This is a genomic window from Alkalibacterium pelagium, from assembly GCF_900109325.1.
Taxonomy (GTDB): Bacteria; Bacillota; Bacilli; order Lactobacillales; family Carnobacteriaceae_A; genus Alkalibacterium; species Alkalibacterium pelagium.
This window is the reverse complement of sequence record NZ_FNZU01000020.1, coordinates 1-21,586: the sequence shown is the minus strand read 5'-3', so window position 1 is coordinate 21,586 and position 21,586 is coordinate 1. Positions and strand designations below refer to the sequence as shown.

Here is a 21,586-nt window from a genome sequence, read left to right as displayed (position 1 = left end):
CTTTCTGGGGTGTTTAGGTAATGCTCAACTGCTTGTCTCTTTAGTTTGTCTGAATAGGTATTCCACTCTATGGATTCTTTTAATCCTTCAATCCCTTTAGCTCGATAACTGCGAAGCCATCCTTTAATAGTCGAAGAATCTATTCCTTCCCTTTTGGCCAAAGAGTAAATAGATTCTCTTTCATTAATTACTTTTTCAACGATTTCATATCGTTCGTTTATACTGTGTGTTGTCGTTCGTTTAGACATAAAAATACTCCCCTTAATGTGTCAGAGAATTTTTATTATTTCTCTGTCTACTATAAGGGGAGCATATCATACCTCATAAGCCGGGCTGTTTTTTGTTGTTTGAAGAGTAAACTAGCTGCGGTCCAGAATTTGATATGATCTTAAATACTTTCTTTTCTAACAAAAAACACGACCATCGATTCCCCAAAAAGGAAATATCGATGGTCGTACCTCTCTTTATTTGATGACTTTAATGAGTCATCAACCCATTTATTGTCTAGTTAATCTTATAAGTCAGGTGTTGACTGGTCAGTTGAGTCAACTGTCGGTTCAACTGATGGATCCCCTGATTTATTGCTTTCTTTTTCAATTTTCTGATCAGCACGTTCTAGCTGTTTTCTGGCAAAGTCGCGTCCACCAAGTCCAAATGCCAAGGCAAAGGCTACTGCAAGTCCACCAATAATGAACATGAATGCAAAGTTCACGATGCTTGAAGCAAAGTTCAGCTGATCAAGTGCCATGAATACTGCAAAAACGATCAGGATATATTTAAGCATAACGCCTGCAAAGGGACTGCCTGTTGCTTTCTTGATTCCTGAAGCCAGTAATTGACCTCCAACGAATGCCAATCCAATGATGATAGCTGCAAACAATACATTAGGCAGATAAGCAATTACTGCGCCAACGATAATGTTCAACATTTGAAGATTCAAAACATTAAGTGCTTCTACCAAGAAGAACAGACCGATCAGTACAGCAACAACTTGTCCAACTGCATGAGCTAGGTCGATATCCATATTCGCTGATTTTCTAATATACGAAGAGTACTTGTTGAAACCTGTTCCTCTAAGCAGGTCGGTCACAATGTCTCCAACAAATTTAGCCAGCACCATACCAATAGCCAGCAGCACAACGGCTACAAGAATATTTGGTATAGCCTGAAGGATTGTATTGAGTACATCACTCACCGGCTGAGCAATCGTATCGATATTAAGAACATCCAGTGCAACCAGAATGATTGGTACTAAGATCAGGAAGTATACGATATTAGCCAATACTGATGCAATCGTTCCTTTATTTTCTTCTACTTCAGCTGTGTCAGTTTCTGCTCCTGAAAACTTATTCAAGAATCGGTCAAGATTTGCAGCAACTGCAAGATTATACACCAGATTCTTGACGAATTTGGCTGCATAGAAACCTAATACGAGAATAACAATAGCTGAGATGATATTAGGCAGGAATGCTAATGCCGTATCAAGCATATTCTGAATCGGCTGACCAATTGCTTCAAGTCCGAATGTGTAGAAGATACCTGGAAGGAAGAATACCCATACCAGGAAATACCCTACTTTCCCTAAGGCATTGACCATCGAATGTCCCTGGTTCTCGTTATTAGCTGCACCCCAGTCCTGTAATTTTGATGCAAGACCTGTTGCCTTCAGCCCTTTAGTGATTGCTTTCTTCACTAGAGTAGCGATGACCCAGGCTACTAGAATAAGTAGTACCCCCATTAACAAACGAGGAAGAAAATCGATGAACGTGTTCAGTCCTCGCTGAAACGAATTTCCGACATTATCCATATTATCAAACTCCTTTTCTTTTTTTATTGAACACTTTCAGTATAGCCAAGGTATTAAGAAAGAACAAATAATATGCACTGTACTCAACCTGACAGCTTCTTCTGATAATTCCATACAAAAAAGCTGTTTCCCCTCTTCTGGAGGAGAACAGCTTTCTATTCATTCAGATTCTGTCTGTCGTTATTCTGAGATTCCCGCAGCTTTCTTATTCATCAATGTACATATACTGCGACGGTTTCTGATCAAAGTAAAATACACCAACGCCGCCTATGCCTAAATGGGCAGCCAGTACCGCTCCGATATCAAAAATCTGTGTGGTAACATCCGGAAGTTCTTCCTTTACCATTTTTTCGAGTCGCTTTGCGCTTTCAATGTCATTGACGTGACTGATCGTGACCAGTTGATCGGTAAAGCCGTCTATCCCTTTTTTCACATCTTTTATCATCCGCTTGTATATACGGTCCTGACCTCTGACCAGCTTCTTCAGGTAAATGCCCGTTTCATTTACAGATAGGTACGGCTTGATATTCAGTGCATCTCCGGCATATCCAGCTGCTTTCGGCAGACGCCCACCTTTAACGAGCCATTTCAGATTACTCAAGGTGAAGTGATACTTGATGTGTTCTGTATTTTCTATGGTCTGGCTGACAATGGTTTCGAAATCTTCATTCTTCTTGGCCATTTCCATTGCCTGAAGAGCCAGCAGAGCTCCTCCGCCAGAGCCACCCTTGGAATCGATCACAGCGATGTTCATATCAGGATATTTTTCCAAATACGCTTCCACAGTTGTCTGTGCCACCTGATAAGTCCCGGAAAACTGACTGTAGATAGTAATGTAAATGACATCTTCTCCCCTCTCTCGGCAGGCATCAAGGGTATCGATCACAGTCTTGGGAGAAACCTGAGACGTTTTAGGAAGAATCCCTTCTTTCATATAGCCGTGCACATCTTCCAGAGACAGTTCTACCTGGTCCAGATAATCCTTTTCATTAATAATGACGCTTAATGGCAGAAAGTCATAGTCATATGTTTTTTTCATATATTTGTTCTGGTCAATGCCAGAATCGATCAGTATTCTAATCATTCGCTTTCCCCTTTTCTAATATAAATTAGTCAGTAAGTATCTCAGTAATTTCTTCTTCAGTCAGGGAATCCGTATAGTATCTGTTCCAGACCTCATGAAGATGACTGATTGAAAAGCCGCCGTATATTGCTGTAAGCTGCTTTTTCCATTTCAAGAGCAGGTAGTAAGTATGTTCAGACTGATCTTTTGTTACTTTCTCTTCATCAGAAGACTGACTTTTAAGGTTAGTTCTCTGATCTGCTGGTTCTTCGATCTGCCAGTCGGATAAAGCGGTCTGGGAGATAACCTGTTCTGGCCTACCTTCATTTACGGCATCTTTGAGATCATCAGGAATGATGACAATGTAGCTGTCGTCTGCCTTCACTGCAAAAAAGAAGCCTTTTTGAATAAGTGGCGCGAAACTGTTCAGACCTTGACTGTCTTCTACAAGCAGGCTGTTCTGAGTGTTTTCAGGGATGACAGACAGTACCTCATCCAGAATTTCCTGATAGAGCGTCTGAGCCTGATGAAGGATTTTTTCCTTTAGTGCTTCAGCCACTTTATTTTTCTTCCAGCTTTTAGGTAAAGTCAACCCGTGACTGTCAGCGATCTGCATCATCTGTCTTTTAGTGTAACCCATCAGCAGATTGATCATGCTGTAATCTCCGGAATGCCCTTTTATAATATCGATAATCGGTTCAGTCATATTGTTCATCCTTTAGAATAAATATTGCCTGGTTCCAGTGGTCACTAAGCTTCGATCCACTCGACATCCAGTACTTCTATCTCATAATGTTCTTCTACATCTTTCAGAGCAGCTTCGATCTGCTGACGGCACAGCTGACAGTTACTTCCGACTACGCCGAACCCCAGTACAGCCTTGTTATGAAGATCCCATTCATCAACTTCTGCTGTTGTGAGATGGTGCCTATTTCTAACTCTGTGCACGACACTTTTTACCGTGCTTCGCTTATCTTTCAAGGAGTATGAGTCGTAAATCAGAATGGTCAGTTCAACACCCATTAGAATCATATCAGTTCCTCCTCATAGTATCTCATTAAATCGTAGCATGCTTTTGATTCCGGTGCAATAAAGGGTCACTTATAATTCAGTCACTCACCTGCATTATTAGATTAATGAATCAATTAGGGTCATTGTATTGCTTTTCACTTGTATATTCGTTATCTTAGTACTTATGTAAAAGACACTAAAATGGTCATTAGGAGTTTTGTAAATATGAAGACACTGAATTTGTTTGAATGGTCTAAAATAGCTTATGTGGCGAGAGGACTGCTGGTCGGTGTGATCGTCGGTATTGTCGTCAGTCTGTTCCGTGTATCCATTGAAACGATGCTGACAATCATGCGTGATGTATATGCCTTTGCAGGAAATAATCCAATATGGGTTTTACCCTTGATTGTTGGTATTGCCATTATAGCATTTATTATTGCATTGATGATCAGAGACGAACCGGATATTAAAGGATCAGGGATCCAGGATATTGAAGGACAACTTCACGGAGTACTTAAACTTAACTGGCTGTCTATCCTCTGGCGTAAATTTGTTGGAGGTGTGCTGTCTATCGGTTCCGGACTTGCTTTGGGTCGTGAGGGACCTTCCATTCAGCTCGGAGGAGCTGTAGGTCAGGGAGTCAATCACTATTTAAAAGGAAACAAATCTCAACAGAACATTCTTATTTCTGCTGGGGCAAGTGCCGGATTATCCGCTGCCTTTAATGCCCCTGTATCTGGCATCATGTTCATACTGGAAGAAGTGCACCACAAATTTTCAGGCGTTCTTCTCCTGACAGCCTTTTCTGCATCGATTACAGCTAACTTTGTAGCCTATACGATTTTCGGTGTGCAGCCTGCGCTGGATCTAGGGTCACTTCTTCAGTTCCCTCTGGAGCATTATGTCCACTTGGTAATCATGGGAATATTTGTAGCAGTTATGGGGTGGGCTTATCAGGAAGTTCTGATGTATATGCCTAAACTTTATCAGAAAATTCCGATTCCACCTTACCTGTATGGCTTTCTTCCATTTATTCTAGTAATACCGATCGGAATCTTTCTTCCTGAAATGCTGGGTGGAGGAACAGGTATTATCTCATTAATCAGTTCCGGGCGCATAAGCACGCTCTTGCTGGTAGGTATTTTCCTGTTTCGTTTCGTCTATTCTCACATCTCATATGGATCAGGTCTGCCAGGCGGAATCTTCATCCCAGTACTCAGCTTAGGCGCATTACTGGGAGCTATTTACGGAAACGGTGCTTTATGGATTACGGGAATCGAAGACATATTTATCAGAAGCTTCATTATCTATGCAATGGGCGGCCTTCTGACTGCCGTGACTAAAGCCCCTCTCACTGCAGTTATGCTGATTACCGAGATGACGGGAACAGTAACGCAGCTGATGCCTCTGGCAGTCGTCTGTCTGACAGCCTATGTCGTCGCTGACTTTCTTGGATCAGATCCTGTTTATGAGGAGCTGCTTCAGAAGAAAATACATCAGATTCCTAAAGTGTTTGAAGGAGAAGTCATTGAATTTGAGGTATCCGTTGAGCCGGACAGCGATCTGGATGGCATGATGGCCCGTTACTTGAGACTTCCTTACGGATCCAAACTGGTTAAAGTCAGAAGACATAACAACGAATTCATTCCGCACCAGGATACTGTCTTCTGGTCAGGTGATGAACTGTTCTTCACAGCAGACAGCGGCTTTGTATCTGAGGTCAAAAAACAGCTGGACAAATTAAACTAAACTAGCTTTAAAGGAGTTTCCAAATGAAACGCTTGAAATTTATCGACTGGTCTAAAATCAGTTATGTCCTGAAAGGGATTCTGGTGGGCGCAGTCGCAGGTGCTGTTGTCAGTGCTTTTAGAATGGCCATTTATACTACATTAAACTTCATGCCGAGTATCTATTCTTATTTAAGGAACAACCCTTTATGGATCATCGGCTGGTCTCTTGTTGTTCTCTTTATAGGCTTTCTAGTTATAATGATGGGAAGAGACGATCCGGATATTCAAGGGAACGGGGTCGCTGAACTCAAAGGTCAGCTTCTTGGAACGCTGAAACTGAACTGGGTGTCTATTCTCTGGCGTAAATTTGCCGCAAGCACCCTAGTCCTGGGGCTCGGTATTCCTGTCGGTCGAGAGGGGCCTTCCATCCAGATCGGTGGGGTCGTTGGACAAGGAATTAACTCTTTTCTGAAAGGAAACAAGTCTCAGGAGAATATTCTCATATCAAGCGGTGCAGCTGCCGGTCTCTCCGCAGCCTTCAATGCGCCAATGTCCGGTCTGGTCATCATCCTTGAAGAGGTTCACCACAGATTTTCCGGCGTGCTTATTCTCACAGTGTTTTCCGCTTCCGTAACTGCGAATTTCCTGGCCTTCCATATTTTCGGGTCACAACCGGCTCTTGCGCTAGGCCGAATGGCGGAGTTTCCTCTGGAACACTATCTTTATCTTGTGCTATTAGGCGTTCTGCTTGCTCTTGCAGGCTGGCTGTTCCACAAAGCCCTGTTCATTATGCCGAAGATATACGCCAAATTACCTATTCCTGTCTACCTATATGGCTTTATCCCATTCCTTCTGGTGATCCCTACTGGATTTTTCTGGCAGGATATGCTGGGCGGTGGGACGGGTATCATTACTGACATTGCTTCAGTCCGGACCACAACGATGCTTCTCCTTGCAATCCTGTTATTCAGATTCATCGGCTTCCAGATCGCCTATGGATCCGGTATTCCAGGCGGCATGCTTATTCCAATGCTCACTATCGGTGCAGTCCTTGGTGGCATCTTCGGAAATCTTGCTCTTAGAGGAACGGGAATGGAAGATGAATTCATCCGTAACTTTGTCATTTTTGCAATGGGTGGATTTTTCACAGCTATTTCAAAAGCACCTCTGACGGCTATCGTACTTCTGACTGAAATCACTGGATCGATTACTCAGATGATGCCTATTGCTGTCGTCTGTCTTACTGCTTATATCATTGCCGATATTCTCGGGCTTGAACCTGTTGATGAAATTACTCTCTACAACAAAACTAACCGTGTCCCTACAGTTTTTGAAGGGAAACTGATTTATATGGATGTCTTTGTCGAGCCGAACAGTTATCTGGACGGCATGCAGATGAGTCAGCTGACCCTCCCTTATAATGCCAAGTGTGTAAGAATCAAGAGACACCATAATGAATTCATGCCACACCGTGATACTGTCCTTCTCCCAGGAGATGAACTTCAGATTGCCAGTGACCAGGGATTCCTCGGACAGGTCAAGAAGTATATTGATAAGCTGAACTGAACTATTATAATAATGGCCTTATCCGTTCATACATTGCTGGACAGGATAAGGTCTTTTTTTCTACTATCAAATTTAAATATATATGGTAAAATGATTCTCGTACACAGAATTTCAATTGACCGTTAAGGTAAAGGAGACTATTATGCAATACATATGGATGGCAATTAAAGGACTATTTATCGGGATTTCAAATATCATTCCTGGAGTTTCTGGAGGAACAATGGCTGTATCCTTCGGTATTTATGACGATGTGATTCATGCGTTCACTCATTTCAGAAAAGAACTGAAGCCCAGCTTGAAAATAATTGTGCCACTAGTAATCGGTGCACTCGTCGGCGTGGCCGGATTTTCCATCGTCATCGAATGGCTTCTGAGCAGTTACACTCTGTATACGGCATTTGCCTTCGTCGGACTGATTTTAGGCGGCCTTCCGATTTTAAGAAAGTCTTTCTATAAAAGTCTTGAGGCTGAGAAAAAAACCATTGGTCCGCTTCATTTCGTTCTATTCATTATCTTTTTCCTGATCGTTACTTGGATGGGAGTAGCGGAAGTCGCTGGTGGTGGTGTCCAGAGCGTCAGTCTTGGAATTGGTCCGCTGATTGCTTTGTTCTTTGTCGGTCTTGTATCAGCTGCAGCCATGGTTATTCCTGGAGTGAGCGGGTCTCTGCTCATGCTGATCATCGGCTACTACTATGCCGTAATCTATACAATCAACGGGTTTACGGAAGCACTGAGCAACTGGAATTTTGAAGCACTTGTCCCGTTCACGATCCTGTTAATTTCTTATGCATTGGGAATGGTGGCAGGAATCTTTCTGATCAGTAAAGTCATTGACTATTTCTTCAAAACCCAGCCAGGCTTCACTTATACTTCGATTCTTGGCCTTGTAGTGGCTTCCCCTATCGCAGTGATTGCCAATACAAATGCACTGGATGATCTGGCTGGTCCAGGAACGGTTATCAGACTAATAATAGCTCTGGCTCTGGCTGGGGGCTGTTACGCTCTAACTTATGCACTTGGCCATACGAAAGATTCGACGGAAGAAATTCCAGAAGATTCAAAACCTGTTTCAGATCGTTAAGTAACTAGACAAAAAAACTTCTATCTCGGGGCCGCTTTAATCACGTACCCTTGGATAGAAGTTTTTTTATGATTATTCGTCTTCAGGAGTGCCCTCGTCCTCGTCTTCTTCATTCTGAAGTTCTTCGATCAATGCTTCCATCTCTGCGATTTCTTCTACCTGGGCCTCTATTATTTCATCTGCCAGCTGCTGAACGCGTTCATCTTCAAGATTCGCCCGCTCACTGGTCAGAATAGCAATAGAGTGATGTGGAATCATGGCTCTCATCCAGGATACTTCATTAACAGTCGTCTGGCTACGTACTAAAAACAGCATAAGTCCGAAAACGACAACTGAACCTGTCAGTATAATGCTGTTCAATTTTTTATTCTTATACATTTTCCACATGAACAGCATCATGACAATCGCCATCACTGCGCCCATCATAATTGCCATATAAACACGTGTCTCACTGAAATACACATGTGAAAGTTCATAAGTGTTCAGATACATAAGTCCATACATTATGACTGTTGAAGTAAGAATCATTAATCCAAAGCGTATATATTTTTTCATCTTGACACTATCCTCTCTTCTTTTTAGCCTGGTCCAGGCTGGTAAATGTCTCGTCATCGAATGCGATCAGGTAGACTGTTTCAACTGAGTTACTGTCTGTTTCGAAAGATCTGATCGTATCGACCGCAATCTCGGCTGCTTCTTCTTTAGGATAGCCATAGATTCCGGTACTGATTGCAGGAAAAGCTATGGTTTTCAGCTCATACTCTTCTGCCAGTCTCAAACTGTTCTGGTAGCAGGACTTCAGTTTCTCAGCCTCTCCTCTGGATCCGTCATTATAGACCGGGCCAACTACATGGATCACATAACGGGCCGGCAGATCAAAGCCTTCGGTAATCTTTGCCTCACCTGTTTCAGCGCCATTCAGTTTTCTGCAGGCTTCTTTGAGTTTCGGTCCGGCAGCCCGGTGAATTGCTCCGTCCACTCCGCCTCCGCCTAACAGCGATTTGTTAGCCGCATTGACAATCGCATCGACAGTCATTTCTGTAATATCCTTTTTGACTACTTCTATCTTCACTTCTACTCTCTCCTTTTTTGAGTATACAGACTTTCAAACATTTGTTGTATTTATATGGTAAAACGATTCCTGTTATTTCGCAAATATAAAGGGTTTTAGCATTAGGCTGACTGATTCTATTTCCTTTAACCCTAAAGTGACTGACCCATGTTATACTTTCTAGTAGATATTAGAGAATATGCAGAAGGAGATAACCATGGAAGTCAAACAGTTAAGCAGTATTTATTATGAAGAAATGAAGCAAGTCTTTGTCGATGTCTTTTCAGCTGAACCTTGGAATGATAAATGGGTTGACGACGCACAGGTCGATAGATACTTGAAGGACCTGACCGATTACGGCAATACGCTCTCTTTCGTCTTGGTGGATGAGTCAGACACTGTCGTTGGGGGAGCACTCGGTTATGTCTCAAACTGGTGGGAGGGGCGCGAGTATTATATTAAGGAATTTTTCATTAAAGTTTCTGAGCAGGAAAAAGGACTGGGCAGTGTGTTTCTTAAGGAGCTGTCAGAACATTTAAAACGTTCAGATATTGAGTATGTGACTCTCATGACAGACTATTCGGTTCCTGCCTTCTCCTTTTATAAGAAAAACGGGTTTAAGGAATCAACTGATACGGTGTTTATGGTCAGGCGGATCACTGAGTGATTCTATAGGTCAGGCTCAACTGGTTTAATCACTACTCAGTTACCTTAAATCCGTTTATGAATCGGTAATATAAAAGAGCATGTCTCTTCTGTCTCAGGTCAATTACCTGAATACAGAGAAACATGCTCTTAATTTATTTTATCAGTAGAAGCTAAGCTTTAATTTTCAGTGGTTTCAGGTTGCGTCGTGTCCACTTTTTTACCTAAAAGGAAGACTACGGCTATAACGACCAGGAAACCGATCGGCAGAACGATAAAGACATTCAATCCGAATGCAGTTGGCAGATAACCAAATAGAACAGATACGGCTGCTATGGCGATCGCATAAGGCAGCTGAGTCTTGACATGATCGAGAAGATTCGACCCGGCTCCCATCGATGATAGAATCGTCGTATCTGAAATTGGTGAAGAGTGGTCCCCAAATATTGCACCAGTTAGTACGGCCCCGGCTGACATAACGATAAAGTCAGCATTTCCTGGATCCATTGCAGTCGCCAATGGAATAGCCAGAGGCATCAGGATACCCATTGTACCGTAAGACGTCCCTGTCGCGAATGAGATGATAGCTCCCAGAAGGAAGATAACGGTCGGCAACAGGAAAGCCGGGAGTGTATCACTTAATAGTGAGACAAGATAGTCTGCTGTTCCGAGCTCACCCATCACGCCTGATAGTGACCAGGCCAGCAGCAAGATAACACCAGTGATCATAAGGGTCTTCATTCCGGATACCCAGATATCGATTCCTTTACTGAAACTGAAATGACCTTTTAACACTCCCATAACGAGGGCAATAATACTTGCAATCAGTGCAGCCTGGAATAAGACGACTGAAGCATCAGACGCACCGAATGTTTCTCTTAATGTGACAAATGAAAACGGAGCATTCTGAATCGTCTGAATAAGTGCTGTATTGTCGGACGCAAGAATGGCCTGACGTCCGTCTGTGTAGAATCCGATAAAACTGAACACAATCAGTGCACCGATTGGGATAAGTGCACTCCATATCGAAGGGGTCCCTTTGGCTACGACTTCCAGTTCCTCTTCATCGCTTTCAAGTGTTGCGCCTTGAGCGATAAGCTGATCGGTATCTCGTGCACGCTCCTGCGCTTTCTTCATCGGACCGAATTCACGTAAAGTCATGGATGTCAGAACAACGAAAAAGAGCATCAGAATATTATAGAAGCGGTATGGAATCGTCTGAAGGAAGACGCCATAGGCATTTACTTCCTGTCCGATCGACAGATAGGCATCATTGATCAGTCCGACTTCATATCCGATCCAGGTAGAGATAAGAGCGATTCCGGCAATCGGTGCGGCTGTTGCATCGATGACGAAAGCCAGACGTTCACGAGAAATTTTCATCTTATCTGAAACAGGACGCATGATCGGTCCAACGATCAATGCATTGGCGTAATCATCAAAGAAAATCAGGAGGCCCAGAGACCAAGTGATCAGCTGAGTACTGATCGGCCCTTTAGCCTTCTTAGCAAGAGCTTCCGCAATGGCCCGAGCCCCACCGGAGCTGGTGATCAAAGCAATAAGCCCTCCGATGACTAGAACCTGTAGAATGATTCCTGCATTCCAGGGATCAGCCAGTGAGTTCAGGATGTAATCAATGATATCCGTAAATCCGAAAATGATGCCGGTCAGGATATTTGCTCCTCCTGCATACTGAGCAATGATCGTTCCGGAAAAGATACCTAGAAACAGTGACAGGACCACATTTTTTGTAAGGAAAGCCAAAGCGATCGCAACCAGAGGCGGAATCAGTGTGACTGCTCCAAGTCTTGAAGCCATGCTCCCTCCTGTTTCAGCTGCAGATACGGTGCTGGGGATAAAGCTGACCAGACCGATTAATATAAACCATTGTAATTTTCTTTTCATGATATGTCTCCATTTCTATTATTTATAGATAGAAAAAAGCACCCAGGAACACGCCCCTGAATGCTTGAAAAAACATTGACTAGGATAGTGCTCCACGTAAACGTGACAGTCATACGCCTATTAAACGTATGCCCAGGAGAACAGGTTAACCACCTGATCCCCTTCGGCAAAGAACCCTTTCGTGACTGGTCAATGGGTGTCCCCTCTCAGTCCGTACTCTTTTTCTTTGCGCCTCTATCTTTTCTATTTATACAACGCCTATTAGTCTACACGTTTCCAGCATGTTTTTCAACCCGATTTTCATTAATCCTGATGAGTCTTGTCTCAGAAAACGTTTTTTCATTAATAAGACAGACCGGCAGCGGTCTGTCGTCATTACTGATTTAAGTATTTGACCTGTTTTCCTTTCATTCTGGAGAACGGTCAAAGAGATCCTTAGACTGGTTTCTGATCGTCAACAATCCATTCCTTTAACGTGTCGATCAGCTCGTCACTGCTTCTGACCACCTGCCCACGCTGTTTGACCAGGCCGACTGTGTAGAGATTGATATATGAAAATGGAGACTCGGCTACTTCATCCAGTGCCGCAATTTTTTCTCTATTGTTTCCTGCTCCCTGACGAATATCAGTGTAGATGCCTATGATCGGTTTGCCCAATGCATAGAAGTAGCCGATTTCTGACGCGACTCCTGCATCGACTGTGACGCCGTCGAGCACCGCTACTAAGATATCGGCCTTTTTCAAGTACGCATTGTCACCATCTGCAATTTGAATACTGCTGGCATAATTGCTCTTGTCATTAATTGCAGCATTCTCCTGAGGAAGATAGACGTCAATAGTCTCCTTGAAAGCTTCTCTGACTTTATTGACTACATATGTATTGTAGCGTTGCTCCATTTCGGTGAACAGCGGCGAGGCAAAATATAGATGTTTGGTCATTTGATTAGTCCTTTCCTTTTTCTGTTTAGTCTAATTTAAGAACTGAGGTAAGACACTATAATGTGAAACAGGTCAAATCCTCCAGCCTTTTTATATGTCCGTTTCACTCTAGTTTAACACAATTATTGGAGGTGAACTGCCTTATTCCTGTGCTTGAATGGAGTTCAGTCAGGAGATGAACGGCTGAACTAAACCGTACTGGAATGGAGTCGACTTCAGAAAGGATTAACTAATGTAAACTTTACTTTCATAGTCTTTGAGTGCAGTTCATTTGGTAAAACTATTATGAACTAAACGGTGTTTTCGGTTTCTTAACATAATGACCATTCTAAGCCAGTATCATCAATAGACATAGAAAAGACCCGTCTTCATTAATTGAAGAAAACGGGTCGACAGTCTATTTAGCCTGCTAATACGACTTACTCATTGCTCCGTCGACAAGGATTGTCTGCCCGGAAACATAGGTGTTTACGCCGGAAACCAGGAAAGCTGCCATCTTGGCAAACTCTTCGGGTTTACCGTATCGGCCAGCTGGAATCTGCTTTTCGATCGCCTGGTGAACGTCTTCTACTGTTCTACCTTCGCGTTCTGCCCTCTTACTGTCAAGCTCTGTAAGACGGTCTGTTTCGATCCGCCCGGCTCCAATGGTGTTCACCATGATGCCATCTTTTGCCAGCTCCTGAGACAGACTTTTAGACAATCCTTGGACACCCATTCTGAATACATTGGATAGGAGCAGTCCATCTATCGGCTGTTTAACGGATGAGGATGTATTGTTCAGGATGTGACCTCTAGTTTCTCTCAGATCCGGCAACACTTCTCGGATCGTTCTGATGTAACTGTTCAAAGTCAGGTTAAAGGCCTTGTTCCATTCTGCATCATCCAGGTCATCGAATGATCCAGCTGATGGCCCACCGGTATTGTTGACCAGAATATTGATTTTACCGAATGTCTTTCGTGTAACTTCGACCAGATCTTTAATCGATGTCAGATCAGTCAGATCTGATACCATATAATCCACCTGACCTGTGGCTACCCGGTCGATGTCTTCTTTCGCCTGGACCAGTTTATCCTTACTTCGGCTTGTCAGCATGACGTTGGCCCCTTCTTTAGCCAGCTCCATTGCGACAGCTTTTCCAAGTCCTGTACTTGACGCCAGAACTAATGCGTTTTTCCCCTTCAACTGTAGATCCATACATATCCTCCCTGCAGAAAACAGGTTCTCTACCTTTTAAGTAAACAACCTGCTTCAGTTTAATGTTCAGTTATCTTGAATGCTAATCGAGTTTCCCCGTCCTGTCAACTGATTGACCTTTTGCGGATGGGTCAGCTACGCTGATAAGTGACGACGGGTTTACGCGCGGCTGTTACTTCATCCAGACGTTTGACCGCTTTCGTAAACGGGGCTCCCGTCACAGTGTCCGGATTCTTTTCTGCATCTTCTGCTATTTCGATCATTGCATCAGCAAAAGCATCCAGCTGTTCTTTTGCTTCTGTTTCCGTCGGTTCGATCATCAGACATTCTTCAACAATCAGCGGGAAGTAGACCGTTGGCGCATAGAAGCCGTAGTCCAGCAGACGTTTGGCAATATCAAGCGTACGAACGCCCAGTTTTTTCTGACGGACACCGCTTAAGACGAACTCATGCTTACAGTGTGAACTGTAAGGTGTATCATAGTACGGTTCCAGACGGGCTTTCAAGTAATTGGCGTGCAGGACAGCATCTTCTGATACCTGCTGCAGACCTTCAGCACCCATGGAACGGATATAGGCATATGCACGGACATTGACGCCGAAGTTTCCGAAGTAACCCTTAACTCGACCGATCGACTGAGGATGATCAGTAGTTACTCTATATGTGTCTCCTTCTTTTTCGATACGTGGAGACGGCATGAATGCTTTCAAGTAGTCTTTTACTCCGATCGGTCCTGAACCAGGTCCACCACCACCGTGCGGGGTACTGAATGACTTGTGAAGATTCAAGTGGACCACATCGAAGCCCATTTCCCCCGGTGTGGATTTACCTAAAATGGCATTCGCATTTGCTCCGTCATAATAAAGCAGTCCACCCGCTTCATGAACGATCTCAGCGATTTCAACGATGTCAACTTCAAATAGGCCGAGTGTATTCGGGTTTGTCAGCATCAGACCGGCAGTATCCGGTCCGACAGCAGCTTTAAGCGCATCGATTCCGACACGTCCCTGTTCGTTTGATTTGATTTCCACAACGTCGTAGCCCGCAACGACTGCACTTGCCGGGTTCGTTCCGTGTGCTGAATCGGGAACCAGGATTTTGCGGCGCTGCTCGCCTTCACCGTTGGCTTCATGATAGGCTTTGAATATGAGCAGACCTGCCCATTCCCCTTGAGCACCAGCAGCTGGCTGTAGGGAAATGGCATCCATGCCCGTAACTTCCTTGAGGTTCTCTTCCAGACGATACATCAGTTCCAGTGCTCCTTGAGCCGTTTTGGCTGGCTGGAATGGGTGGATTTGAGCAAATCCGCTGTACCGTGCAATGTCTTCATTGACTTTTGGATTGTACTTCATCGTACATGAGCCAAGCGGATAAAAGCCGGTCTCAATCCCGAAATTTTTGTTTGAGAGCCCTGTATAGTGACGCATGACCTGAAGTTCAGATAACTCCGGAAGTTCAGCTGCTTCTTCTCTGATCAGATGCTCGGGTAGAACATCTGTCAGGGCAGTTTTTTCGACAGAAGACTCCGGCAGACTATAGCCTTTACGTCCCGGTCTGGAAATTTCGAATAATAAATCATTATAGACTGCAGTCATGTTATTTCCCCTCCCCTGCTAAAAGTGATACAAGCTGATCCATTTCTTCTTTCGTCCGTTTTTCAGTGACGCATAGAAGCATGGCATGCTCTTCGTTCAGTGCTTCAGACACATCGAACCCTCCGACGATATGATGGTCAAGCAGCTGGTCAGTGACCTCGTTGAAGGGCCGATCCAGTTTCACAACAAATTCATTGAAGAAATCATTGTCTGACAGAACAGTCAGGCCTTTATCAGCCAGTTCTTTTTTCACGTAGTGAGCATGGTTCAGATTCTGCTGGGCCATTTCCTGCAGACCGACTTTACCTACTGCTGCAAGGAATACTGAAGTGCCAAGAGCTAGTAGTGCCTGGTTCGAACTCATGTTGGATGTCGCCTTTTCGCGGCGTATGTGCTGCTCTCTGGTCTGCAGCGTCATTACAAAGCCACGCTTGCCGTCTTTATCCGTCGTCTGACCGACGATACGACTCGGAACTTTACGCATGTATTTTTTCTTCACTGCGAAATACCCACAGTGCGGGCCGCCGAAACTCATTGGAATTCCGAATGGCTGAGTATCTCCGACAACGATATCGGCACCCAATTTTCCAGGTGCTTCAAGCAGAGCGAGAGCCAATGGGTTGGCCATCACGATCAGGATACCTTTTGTATCTTCAAGAAGAGATTTTATTTCTTTAAGGTCTTCAATCGTTCCGAAGAAGTTAGGGTACTGAATGATCACAGCAGCCGTATCCTCATCGATGGCTGACTTCAGTTCATCCATATCCGTGCGAGTACCGTTCAGACCGACTTCTTTTACTGAGTACTCCATGCCGTACGCATAAGTATGAATCACTTCTTTTGCCTGCGGGTGCAGGGCTTTGGAGTACAACACGTTCTGTTTTTTCGTAGCTGACGTAGCCAGATTACAGGCTTCGCCTAATGAGGTAAAGCCGTCATATAAACTTGAGTTCGCTACATCCATGCCTGTCAGCTCACACATCATGGTCTGGAATTCAAACAAAGCCTGCAGTTCGCCTTGACTCGCTTCCGGCTGATATGGGGTATAAGCCGTCATGAATTCGGAACGCAGAAGCACATGATTGACGATGCTTGGACTATAGTGGTCATATACGCCTGCTCCCAGGAAATAGGCATGACTTTCTGTGGTCGTGTTTTTAGCAGCCAGTTCTTTCATATATCTTGTCAATGCCTGTTCACTCAAAGCATCTTCCAGATCAATCGCTTTATCCTTTGTTGCACGGGTAGATTCCGGAATATCGGAAAACAGATCTTTAATCGATGACACGCCGATTGTTTCAAGCATCTCTTTACGGTCCTGATCAGTTGTCGGCAGATAGCGGTGTTGGTTAGTCAAAAAAGCCACTCCTTCATGTCTTTTGATGTCAAAAAAAGAGCAGAAAGAAGAGCGAATGAGATCCGTTCTTCTTCCTACAAGGGATTATAGTCCTGAAACGTACTCGTCGTATGCCGAAGCATCCATCAGTCCGGAAACATCGACTGGTTCAGATGACTGGATTTCAATAAGCCAGCCTTCTCCAAATGGTGCTTCATTCAGTTTTTCAGGTTCATCTTCCAAGTCACTGTTGACTTTCGACACTGTGCCTTTTACTGGAGAATATATCTCAGAGGTGGATTTCACTGACTCAACAGTCGCAAATTCATCCTCTGCTTCGAGTTCAGTGCTCAGTTCAGGCAGCTCTACGAATACAATGTCGCCCAGCTGTTCTACGGCATAATCGGAAATTCCAACACGGACGTAATCATCATTGATCAGTTCGACCCATTCGTGTTCTTCTGTAAAATATAGTTTAGTTTTATCTGTCATGCTTATTCCTTCTTTCCCGTCTTATTTATATCAGTTCTTTAAAAAAGTCTTCTTGATCAGTCTGGCTGGAATGCGTTTCTTACGGACCTGAATATAGACCGTATCTCCCAGCTTGCCTTCTGATTTTTTCATCCTCAGGAAACCGATACTCTTTCCAAGTGTCGGAGATTGGGTTCCTGAAGTAACGACTCCTATTTCTTCGTCTGCTTCATTATATACCGGATAGCCTTCTCTGGCTATGCCTCTTTCAAGCAGTTCAAATCCTCTGGACAAGTAAACTGTTCCTTCTTCTTTCTGCTTCTCCAGAGCTTCCTGGCCGATAAATGGTTCCGGCTTATCCCATTTCACTGCAAAACGAAGCCCGGCTTCAAGAGGTGTAATGTCTTCAGACAAGTCTTGTCCGTAAAGCGGCATACCTGCTTCCAGCCGAAGCGTGTCTCTGGCTCCGAGTCCACATTCAGCTAGATCATACTGTTTTCCTGCATTCTTGAACGCCTGCCACAAGTCTTGAGTCTGGTTCCAGTTGACGTAACATTCAAATCCATCCTCACCTGTATAGCCTGTTCTGGAAACGAGCACGTCTGTAAATGCGCCGGCTTCAGCGATTTCCGTAAAGTGATAATTCTTCAGTTCTTTAATGTCATCCCCAAACACTTCAGCAACCACATGTGCCGCTTCGGGACCTTGAACAGCGATCAGTCCTGTTTCAGGAGATTTATCTTCAATCGTGACCGATCCGTCCTGATGATTCAGCAGCCAGTCTCTGATTTTGTCTGTATTCGATGCATTCGGTGTCAGTAGATACGCTGATTCATTCTTTTTGAATATAATGATGTCGTCCAGGATGCCACCTGTTTCATTCGTGACCAGAGTATAGAGCGCCTGTCCATCTGAAATGGCCGCCAAATCGTTCGTTATCAATCTATTGAGCCAAGCTGTCGCCTGCTCTCCTTGAACCTCGATCTCTCCCATGTGAGATACATCGAACAGTCCCACTCGCTCACGAACAGCGTGGTGCTCTTCTATCAGTTTCGTAAACTGGATCGGAAGGGCCCATGACCCAAAATCCACCAGCTTTATTCCATTATCAGTATAGTAATCATATAAGGGTGTTCGTTTTAACTGACTTGCTTCTCCTGCCACTCTCATCCCTCCACTGCTTCTTCACTATTAAATACACGTGATGTTCTCCTACATTCTAACATGATTTTATTCGTTATCAAACAGGTGAAATGACCATTATCAAAAAAGAATACGTTTACATTTTTATATAACGAACAATAAGTGTATTTATCATAAATAATATTCGATAATCCTTTTTCTTAGACTCAGTGTTCGAGAACAGTTTCATATTTATGTCCGGGCAAAGCTTATGCTATACTTAATATACTACAAAGGAGGCACTATTATGAAACCAGAGATATCTGATTTTACTTTTTACAATCCTGTTAAAATACTGTTCGGCAGAAATAAAATCGAACAATTAGATAAACACATCCCTTCTGATAAGAAAGTTCTCATCTTATACGGTGGCGGCAGCGTCAAACGATTCGGAACACTTGACCGTGTAAAACAAGCCTTGTCACACGAGACTGTCGGCGAATTCGGCGGAATTGAAGCTAATCCGACATTTGAAACTTGCATGCAGGCCGTCGAGCTTATCAAGGAAGAAGGATATGATTATCTGCTGGCAGTCGGTGGCGGATCGGTCATTGACGGCGTGAAATTCATTGCCGCAGCAGCAGAATTTGATGGAAATCCTTCTGATATCTTCGGAAAAGGTGTCGGGGCTGGTAAACCTGTCCAGTCTGCCCTGCCTTTTGGAACGATCCTTACTCTGCCTGCCACTGGGACCGAAATGAATGAGACGTCAGTTATTTCATTCAAGGAAATGAAAGCTAAAGTCAGCTTCAGCAGCTGGGAAGTTTTTCCAAAGTTTTCGATTCTGGAACCTGAACTGACCTATACTCTTCCCAAAAGGCAGTTGGCCAATGGGATCACCGACTCATTCATTCATATTCTGGAACAGTACCTGACTTACCCTGTCGGCGGGAAAGTACAGGATGAATTCGCTGAAGGTCTGCTTCGCATCCTGATCGAAATCGGACCGGATGTCGTTGATGAATCAAAGCTTGACTACAACTTGAGAGCTAATTTCATGTGGACGGCTACTCTGGCGCTGAATCGCCTGCTGTCCAGAGGGGTGCCCGGAGACTGGTCGACTCATGCCCTTGGTCACGAAATAACTGTTCTAAATAATACAGACCATGCACGTACGCTTTCTGCAATCATGCCGGCTGTGATGACGGTTCGTAAACTCAAGAAATGGGACAAACTAGTTCAATATGCCGAAAAAGTCTGGGGCATCCTAGATGGGACTGAAGAAGAGAAAATCGATGCAGCCATACTCAAGACAATCATTTTCTTCAAATCGATAGACATGCCAGTCAACCTTTCTGAAGTCAATGTTCAAGAAGAGGATATCGATACCTTAGTGTCACAACTCGAAGCACACGGCAATGATTCTATATCGGAACGTGGCGACCAGACTTTGGATGTTTCAAGAGAAATCTACAGAACGGCTCTTCACAAAAATTATTGAGCAGCAATTAAGGAGTGGTAAGAATGTTGAAGAACACTTGGCTGAAGTATACGTATCTGACACTTTCCGCAGGTCTCGTTCTCGCTGGCTGCAATAACGAAGATGACAGTGAGGATATCGACGAGCCGGATGAAGAAGTCATCGCACCCGAACCGGATGACGAAGATTTAGATGAAGACGACAGTGATGATGACTACGCCGTATCACAAGATCTTGAAGTCTGGTTCCCCAAGCTGGAAGACACCTGGATTGAATACGAGGGTGAAGGCATAGAGTATGCCTCATTCACCCGTTATCCTCAGTTCGCCCATGATGACACGCTTCAGATAATTGAATCGACTGCTGGAACCGATGTGGTTACTGTCTATGAGTATACTGAGGATGAAATACGGGAAATTTTTGTACGTCCGGAAACCTATTTCAGAGATGATATGATGGACACCGGATTGAGCAGTGCGCAGGATAACCACGAAATTATTCTCCAGCTGCCTATTGAAGCCGGTCACTCCTGGGAGAGCCCGACTGGCTCAGTAACTGAAATAACTGATGTGGAAGTCGAAATTGAGCTCCCTTTCGGAACATTTGATGCAATCGAACTGACGCGCGAACGCGAAGGCAATACGACAGTGTATTACTATGCTGAAGAATTGGGATTGGTCGAGCGTATTTCGAATCCAGGTAATGATGAGATGGAGAGTCGTTCCACACTGACCGAACGCTCGGAAAATCAGCCAGAAGAACATTCCGTGACAGTTTTTACACTCGATGATCAGGCTACTGAGCTTCAAGCTGTCAATACGACTATTGAACTGTATACTAATGAGCCCATTCGACTGGCTTTGACAGAAGTCCTGAGAGGACAGGCCGAGGGTTACGACTCTTTAGCTCTGATTGCTGAGTCTACTGAAATCAACTATATGTATCTTGGAGATGATGGCATTGCATATGCCGACTTTTCCGTAGAACTGATTGATGATATGAATGCCGGATCGGGAATCGAGTCACTCATTGTTCAGGCACTGGTCAATACCATTGGAGGCTACTACAATGTCGAAGAGGTTTCTCTGACTGTTGACGGTGAGCCCTACTCTTCCGGGCACCTCCACAGGGAAGAAGGAGAGACTTGGACGGTTGACCATTCACAAGTCAGCTGGTAATTAACAAAATACGTACTAAAGAAGCCATTCTATTCACGTGAATGGCTTTTTTTAGTGAGTGTTTTTTAACGTAATTCCGATGTAATTCCGAAAGAAGTCTCCCACTTCTAAACGTATGGGTACGAAGCACCAGTGAAAGTGGGAGATGAATGTCGGTCAAGCGATAGCTTGAAGTTATTTCTCAAGACCTTTTCTTATTAGTTCAAGGATAGCTGCCGTTCTTGTAGGCAGTCCATTTTCTTTTTGGTATGCGTCTACTTTTTCTAGAATAACTTTTGGCATACGTATTTCTACGCGTTCTTTGTCAGACATATACTCACCTCCGACTTGATTGTACGGTATTTTTACAGTATAATCAAGTAACAAAGCGTAAGAGGAGGTGAAGAATATGTTAAAAGCTTATAAGTATCG

21 protein-coding genes and 1 riboswitch are annotated in these 21,586 nt (G+C 44.0%); of the genes, 6 read left to right on the top strand and 15 right to left on the bottom strand.

The features are described from left to right. From BMX79_RS11875 to BMX79_RS11855, 5 genes are all read right to left on the bottom strand, one after another. Positions 1-248: helix-turn-helix domain-containing protein (locus tag BMX79_RS11875; RefSeq protein WP_143059452.1), on the bottom strand; the 248-nt coding region annotated here is incomplete at its 3' end. Positions 249-514: 266 nt separating this feature from the next. Continuing rightward, entirely contained in the window at positions 515-1,807 is a 1,293-nt protein-coding gene (locus tag BMX79_RS11870) for a mechanosensitive ion channel (protein ID WP_091482966.1), read from the bottom strand. Positions 1,808-2,012: 205 nt separating this feature from the next. Continuing rightward, the gene (locus BMX79_RS11865; RefSeq protein ID WP_091482964.1) at positions 2,013-2,891 is read right to left on the bottom strand and encodes a DegV family protein; all 879 of its coding nucleotides are present in this window, start codon (positions 2,889-2,891) and stop codon (positions 2,013-2,015) included. Positions 2,892-2,916: 25 nt separating this feature from the next. Next, the gene (locus BMX79_RS11860) at positions 2,917-3,576 is read right to left on the bottom strand and encodes a hypothetical protein (protein WP_091482962.1); all 660 of its coding nucleotides are present in this window, start codon (positions 3,574-3,576) and stop codon (positions 2,917-2,919) included. 44 nt (positions 3,577-3,620) lie between these two features. Next, positions 3,621-3,902: a DUF503 domain-containing protein gene (locus BMX79_RS11855; RefSeq protein WP_091482960.1), complete on the bottom strand. Its 282-nt coding sequence runs from the start codon at positions 3,900-3,902 to the stop codon at positions 3,621-3,623. Positions 3,903-4,106: 204 nt separating this feature from the next. Here BMX79_RS11855 and BMX79_RS11850 point away from each other — a divergent pair, with 204 nt between their 5' ends. The 3 genes from BMX79_RS11850 (at position 4,107) to BMX79_RS11840 (ending at position 8,258) form a co-directional block, all read left to right on the top strand. Next, positions 4,107-5,630 carry a ClC family H(+)/Cl(-) exchange transporter gene (locus BMX79_RS11850; RefSeq protein ID WP_170231054.1) on the top strand — a complete coding sequence of 508 codons (1,524 nt, stop codon included), beginning with the start codon at positions 4,107-4,109 and terminating at the stop codon, positions 5,628-5,630. A 23-nt stretch (positions 5,631-5,653) separates the two neighbouring features. Continuing rightward, positions 5,654-7,177 carry a ClC family H(+)/Cl(-) exchange transporter gene (locus BMX79_RS11845; protein WP_091482957.1) on the top strand — a complete coding sequence of 508 codons (1,524 nt, stop codon included), beginning with the start codon at positions 5,654-5,656 and terminating at the stop codon, positions 7,175-7,177. A 142-nt stretch (positions 7,178-7,319) separates the two neighbouring features. Then, entirely contained in the window at positions 7,320-8,258 is a 939-nt protein-coding gene (locus BMX79_RS11840; protein ID WP_091482955.1) for a DUF368 domain-containing protein, read from the top strand. 72 nt (positions 8,259-8,330) lie between these two features. On the opposite strand, the gene BMX79_RS11835 is transcribed toward BMX79_RS11840, so the two are convergent. Beyond that, entirely contained in the window at positions 8,331-8,813 is a 483-nt protein-coding gene (locus tag BMX79_RS11835; RefSeq protein WP_091482953.1) for a DUF305 domain-containing protein, read from the bottom strand. A gap of 7 nt (positions 8,814-8,820) precedes the next feature. Next, positions 8,821-9,330: an O-acetyl-ADP-ribose deacetylase gene (locus BMX79_RS11830; protein ID WP_218025389.1), complete on the bottom strand. Its 510-nt coding sequence runs from the start codon at positions 9,328-9,330 to the stop codon at positions 8,821-8,823. Between the two features lie 196 nt (positions 9,331-9,526). Here BMX79_RS11830 and BMX79_RS11825 point away from each other — a divergent pair, with 196 nt between their 5' ends. Then, positions 9,527-9,976 (top strand): GNAT family N-acetyltransferase, encoded by a 450-nt coding sequence (locus BMX79_RS11825; RefSeq protein ID WP_091482951.1) that lies wholly within the window; start codon positions 9,527-9,529, stop codon positions 9,974-9,976. Between the two features lie 158 nt (positions 9,977-10,134). Here BMX79_RS11825 and BMX79_RS11820 read toward each other — a convergent pair whose 3' ends face one another. The 7 genes from BMX79_RS11820 to gcvT form a co-directional block, all read right to left on the bottom strand. After that, positions 10,135-11,859 (bottom strand): Na+/H+ antiporter NhaC family protein, encoded by a 1,725-nt coding sequence (locus tag BMX79_RS11820; RefSeq protein WP_091482948.1) that lies wholly within the window; start codon positions 11,857-11,859, stop codon positions 10,135-10,137. Positions 11,860-11,936: 77 nt separating this feature from the next. After that, positions 11,937-12,104, bottom strand: a riboswitch (Lysine riboswitch). A gap of 190 nt (positions 12,105-12,294) precedes the next feature. Continuing rightward, positions 12,295-12,798 carry a nucleoside 2-deoxyribosyltransferase gene (locus BMX79_RS11815; protein ID WP_091482946.1) on the bottom strand — a complete coding sequence of 168 codons (504 nt, stop codon included), beginning with the start codon at positions 12,796-12,798 and terminating at the stop codon, positions 12,295-12,297. Positions 12,799-13,207: 409 nt separating this feature from the next. Further along, positions 13,208-13,993: an SDR family oxidoreductase gene (locus tag BMX79_RS11810; protein ID WP_091482944.1), complete on the bottom strand. Its 786-nt coding sequence runs from the start codon at positions 13,991-13,993 to the stop codon at positions 13,208-13,210. Positions 13,994-14,124: 131 nt separating this feature from the next. Further along, on the bottom strand, positions 14,125-15,588 hold the full coding sequence (gene gcvPB / locus BMX79_RS11805; RefSeq protein WP_091482942.1) for an aminomethyl-transferring glycine dehydrogenase subunit GcvPB: 1,464 nt from the start codon (positions 15,586-15,588) through the stop codon (positions 14,125-14,127). Position 15,589: 1 nt separating this feature from the next. Beyond that, a complete protein-coding gene (gcvPA, locus tag BMX79_RS11800; RefSeq protein ID WP_091482940.1) occupies positions 15,590-16,945 on the bottom strand; it encodes an aminomethyl-transferring glycine dehydrogenase subunit GcvPA in 1,356 nt (451 codons plus the stop codon). Between the two features lie 84 nt (positions 16,946-17,029). Further along, positions 17,030-17,416, bottom strand: coding sequence for a glycine cleavage system protein GcvH (gcvH, locus tag BMX79_RS11795; protein ID WP_091482938.1), 387 nt, complete (start codon positions 17,414-17,416; stop codon positions 17,030-17,032). 30 nt (positions 17,417-17,446) lie between these two features. Continuing rightward, entirely contained in the window at positions 17,447-18,559 is a 1,113-nt protein-coding gene (gene gcvT / locus BMX79_RS11790) for a glycine cleavage system aminomethyltransferase GcvT (protein WP_246117705.1), read from the bottom strand. A 265-nt stretch (positions 18,560-18,824) separates the two neighbouring features. Between gcvT and BMX79_RS11785 the strand changes: the two genes are divergently transcribed. Further along, entirely contained in the window at positions 18,825-20,018 is a 1,194-nt protein-coding gene (locus BMX79_RS11785) for an iron-containing alcohol dehydrogenase (protein ID WP_091482934.1), read from the top strand. Between the two features lie 23 nt (positions 20,019-20,041). Beyond that, complete coding sequence (locus tag BMX79_RS11780) at positions 20,042-21,175, top strand: GerMN domain-containing protein (RefSeq protein ID WP_091482932.1); 1,134 nt, start codon at positions 20,042-20,044, stop codon at positions 21,173-21,175. 174 nt (positions 21,176-21,349) lie between these two features. On the opposite strand, the gene BMX79_RS12560 is transcribed toward BMX79_RS11780, so the two are convergent. Continuing rightward, entirely contained in the window at positions 21,350-21,487 is a 138-nt protein-coding gene (locus tag BMX79_RS12560; RefSeq protein ID WP_170068874.1) for a ribbon-helix-helix domain-containing protein, read from the bottom strand. Positions 21,488-21,586 lie beyond the last annotated feature (99 nt).

What these genes read in the sequence shown, in the direction of transcription:
- BMX79_RS11870 (WP_091482966.1), bottom strand. Translation starts at nt 1,807, where the DNA reads ATGGATAATGTCGGAAATTCGTTTCAGCGAGGACTGAACACGTTCATC.
- BMX79_RS11865 (WP_091482964.1), bottom strand. Translation starts at nt 2,891, where the DNA reads ATGATTAGAATACTGATCGATTCTGGCATTGACCAGAACAAATATATG.
- BMX79_RS11860 (WP_091482962.1), bottom strand. Translation starts at nt 3,576, where the DNA reads ATGACTGAACCGATTATCGATATTATAAAAGGGCATTCCGGAGATTAC.
- BMX79_RS11855 (WP_091482960.1), bottom strand. Translation starts at nt 3,902, where the DNA reads ATGATTCTAATGGGTGTTGAACTGACCATTCTGATTTACGACTCATAC.
- BMX79_RS11850 (WP_170231054.1), top strand. Translation starts at nt 4,107, where the DNA reads ATGAAGACACTGAATTTGTTTGAATGGTCTAAAATAGCTTATGTGGCG.
- BMX79_RS11845 (WP_091482957.1), top strand. Translation starts at nt 5,654, where the DNA reads ATGAAACGCTTGAAATTTATCGACTGGTCTAAAATCAGTTATGTCCTG.
- BMX79_RS11840 (WP_091482955.1), top strand. Translation starts at nt 7,320, where the DNA reads ATGCAATACATATGGATGGCAATTAAAGGACTATTTATCGGGATTTCA.
- BMX79_RS11835 (WP_091482953.1), bottom strand. Translation starts at nt 8,813, where the DNA reads ATGAAAAAATATATACGCTTTGGATTAATGATTCTTACTTCAACAGTC.
- BMX79_RS11825 (WP_091482951.1), top strand. Translation starts at nt 9,527, where the DNA reads ATGGAAGTCAAACAGTTAAGCAGTATTTATTATGAAGAAATGAAGCAA.
- BMX79_RS11820 (WP_091482948.1), bottom strand. Translation starts at nt 11,859, where the DNA reads ATGAAAAGAAAATTACAATGGTTTATATTAATCGGTCTGGTCAGCTTT.
- BMX79_RS11815 (WP_091482946.1), bottom strand. Translation starts at nt 12,798, where the DNA reads ATGACCAAACATCTATATTTTGCCTCGCCGCTGTTCACCGAAATGGAG.
- BMX79_RS11810 (WP_091482944.1), bottom strand. Translation starts at nt 13,993, where the DNA reads ATGGATCTACAGTTGAAGGGGAAAAACGCATTAGTTCTGGCGTCAAGT.
- gcvPB (WP_091482942.1), bottom strand. Translation starts at nt 15,588, where the DNA reads ATGACTGCAGTCTATAATGATTTATTATTCGAAATTTCCAGACCGGGA.
- gcvH (WP_091482938.1), bottom strand. Translation starts at nt 17,416, where the DNA reads ATGACAGATAAAACTAAACTATATTTTACAGAAGAACACGAATGGGTC.
- BMX79_RS11785 (WP_091482934.1), top strand. Translation starts at nt 18,825, where the DNA reads ATGAAACCAGAGATATCTGATTTTACTTTTTACAATCCTGTTAAAATA.
- BMX79_RS11780 (WP_091482932.1), top strand. Translation starts at nt 20,042, where the DNA reads ATGTTGAAGAACACTTGGCTGAAGTATACGTATCTGACACTTTCCGCA.
- BMX79_RS12560 (WP_170068874.1), bottom strand. Translation starts at nt 21,487, where the DNA reads ATGTCTGACAAAGAACGCGTAGAAATACGTATGCCAAAAGTTATTCTA.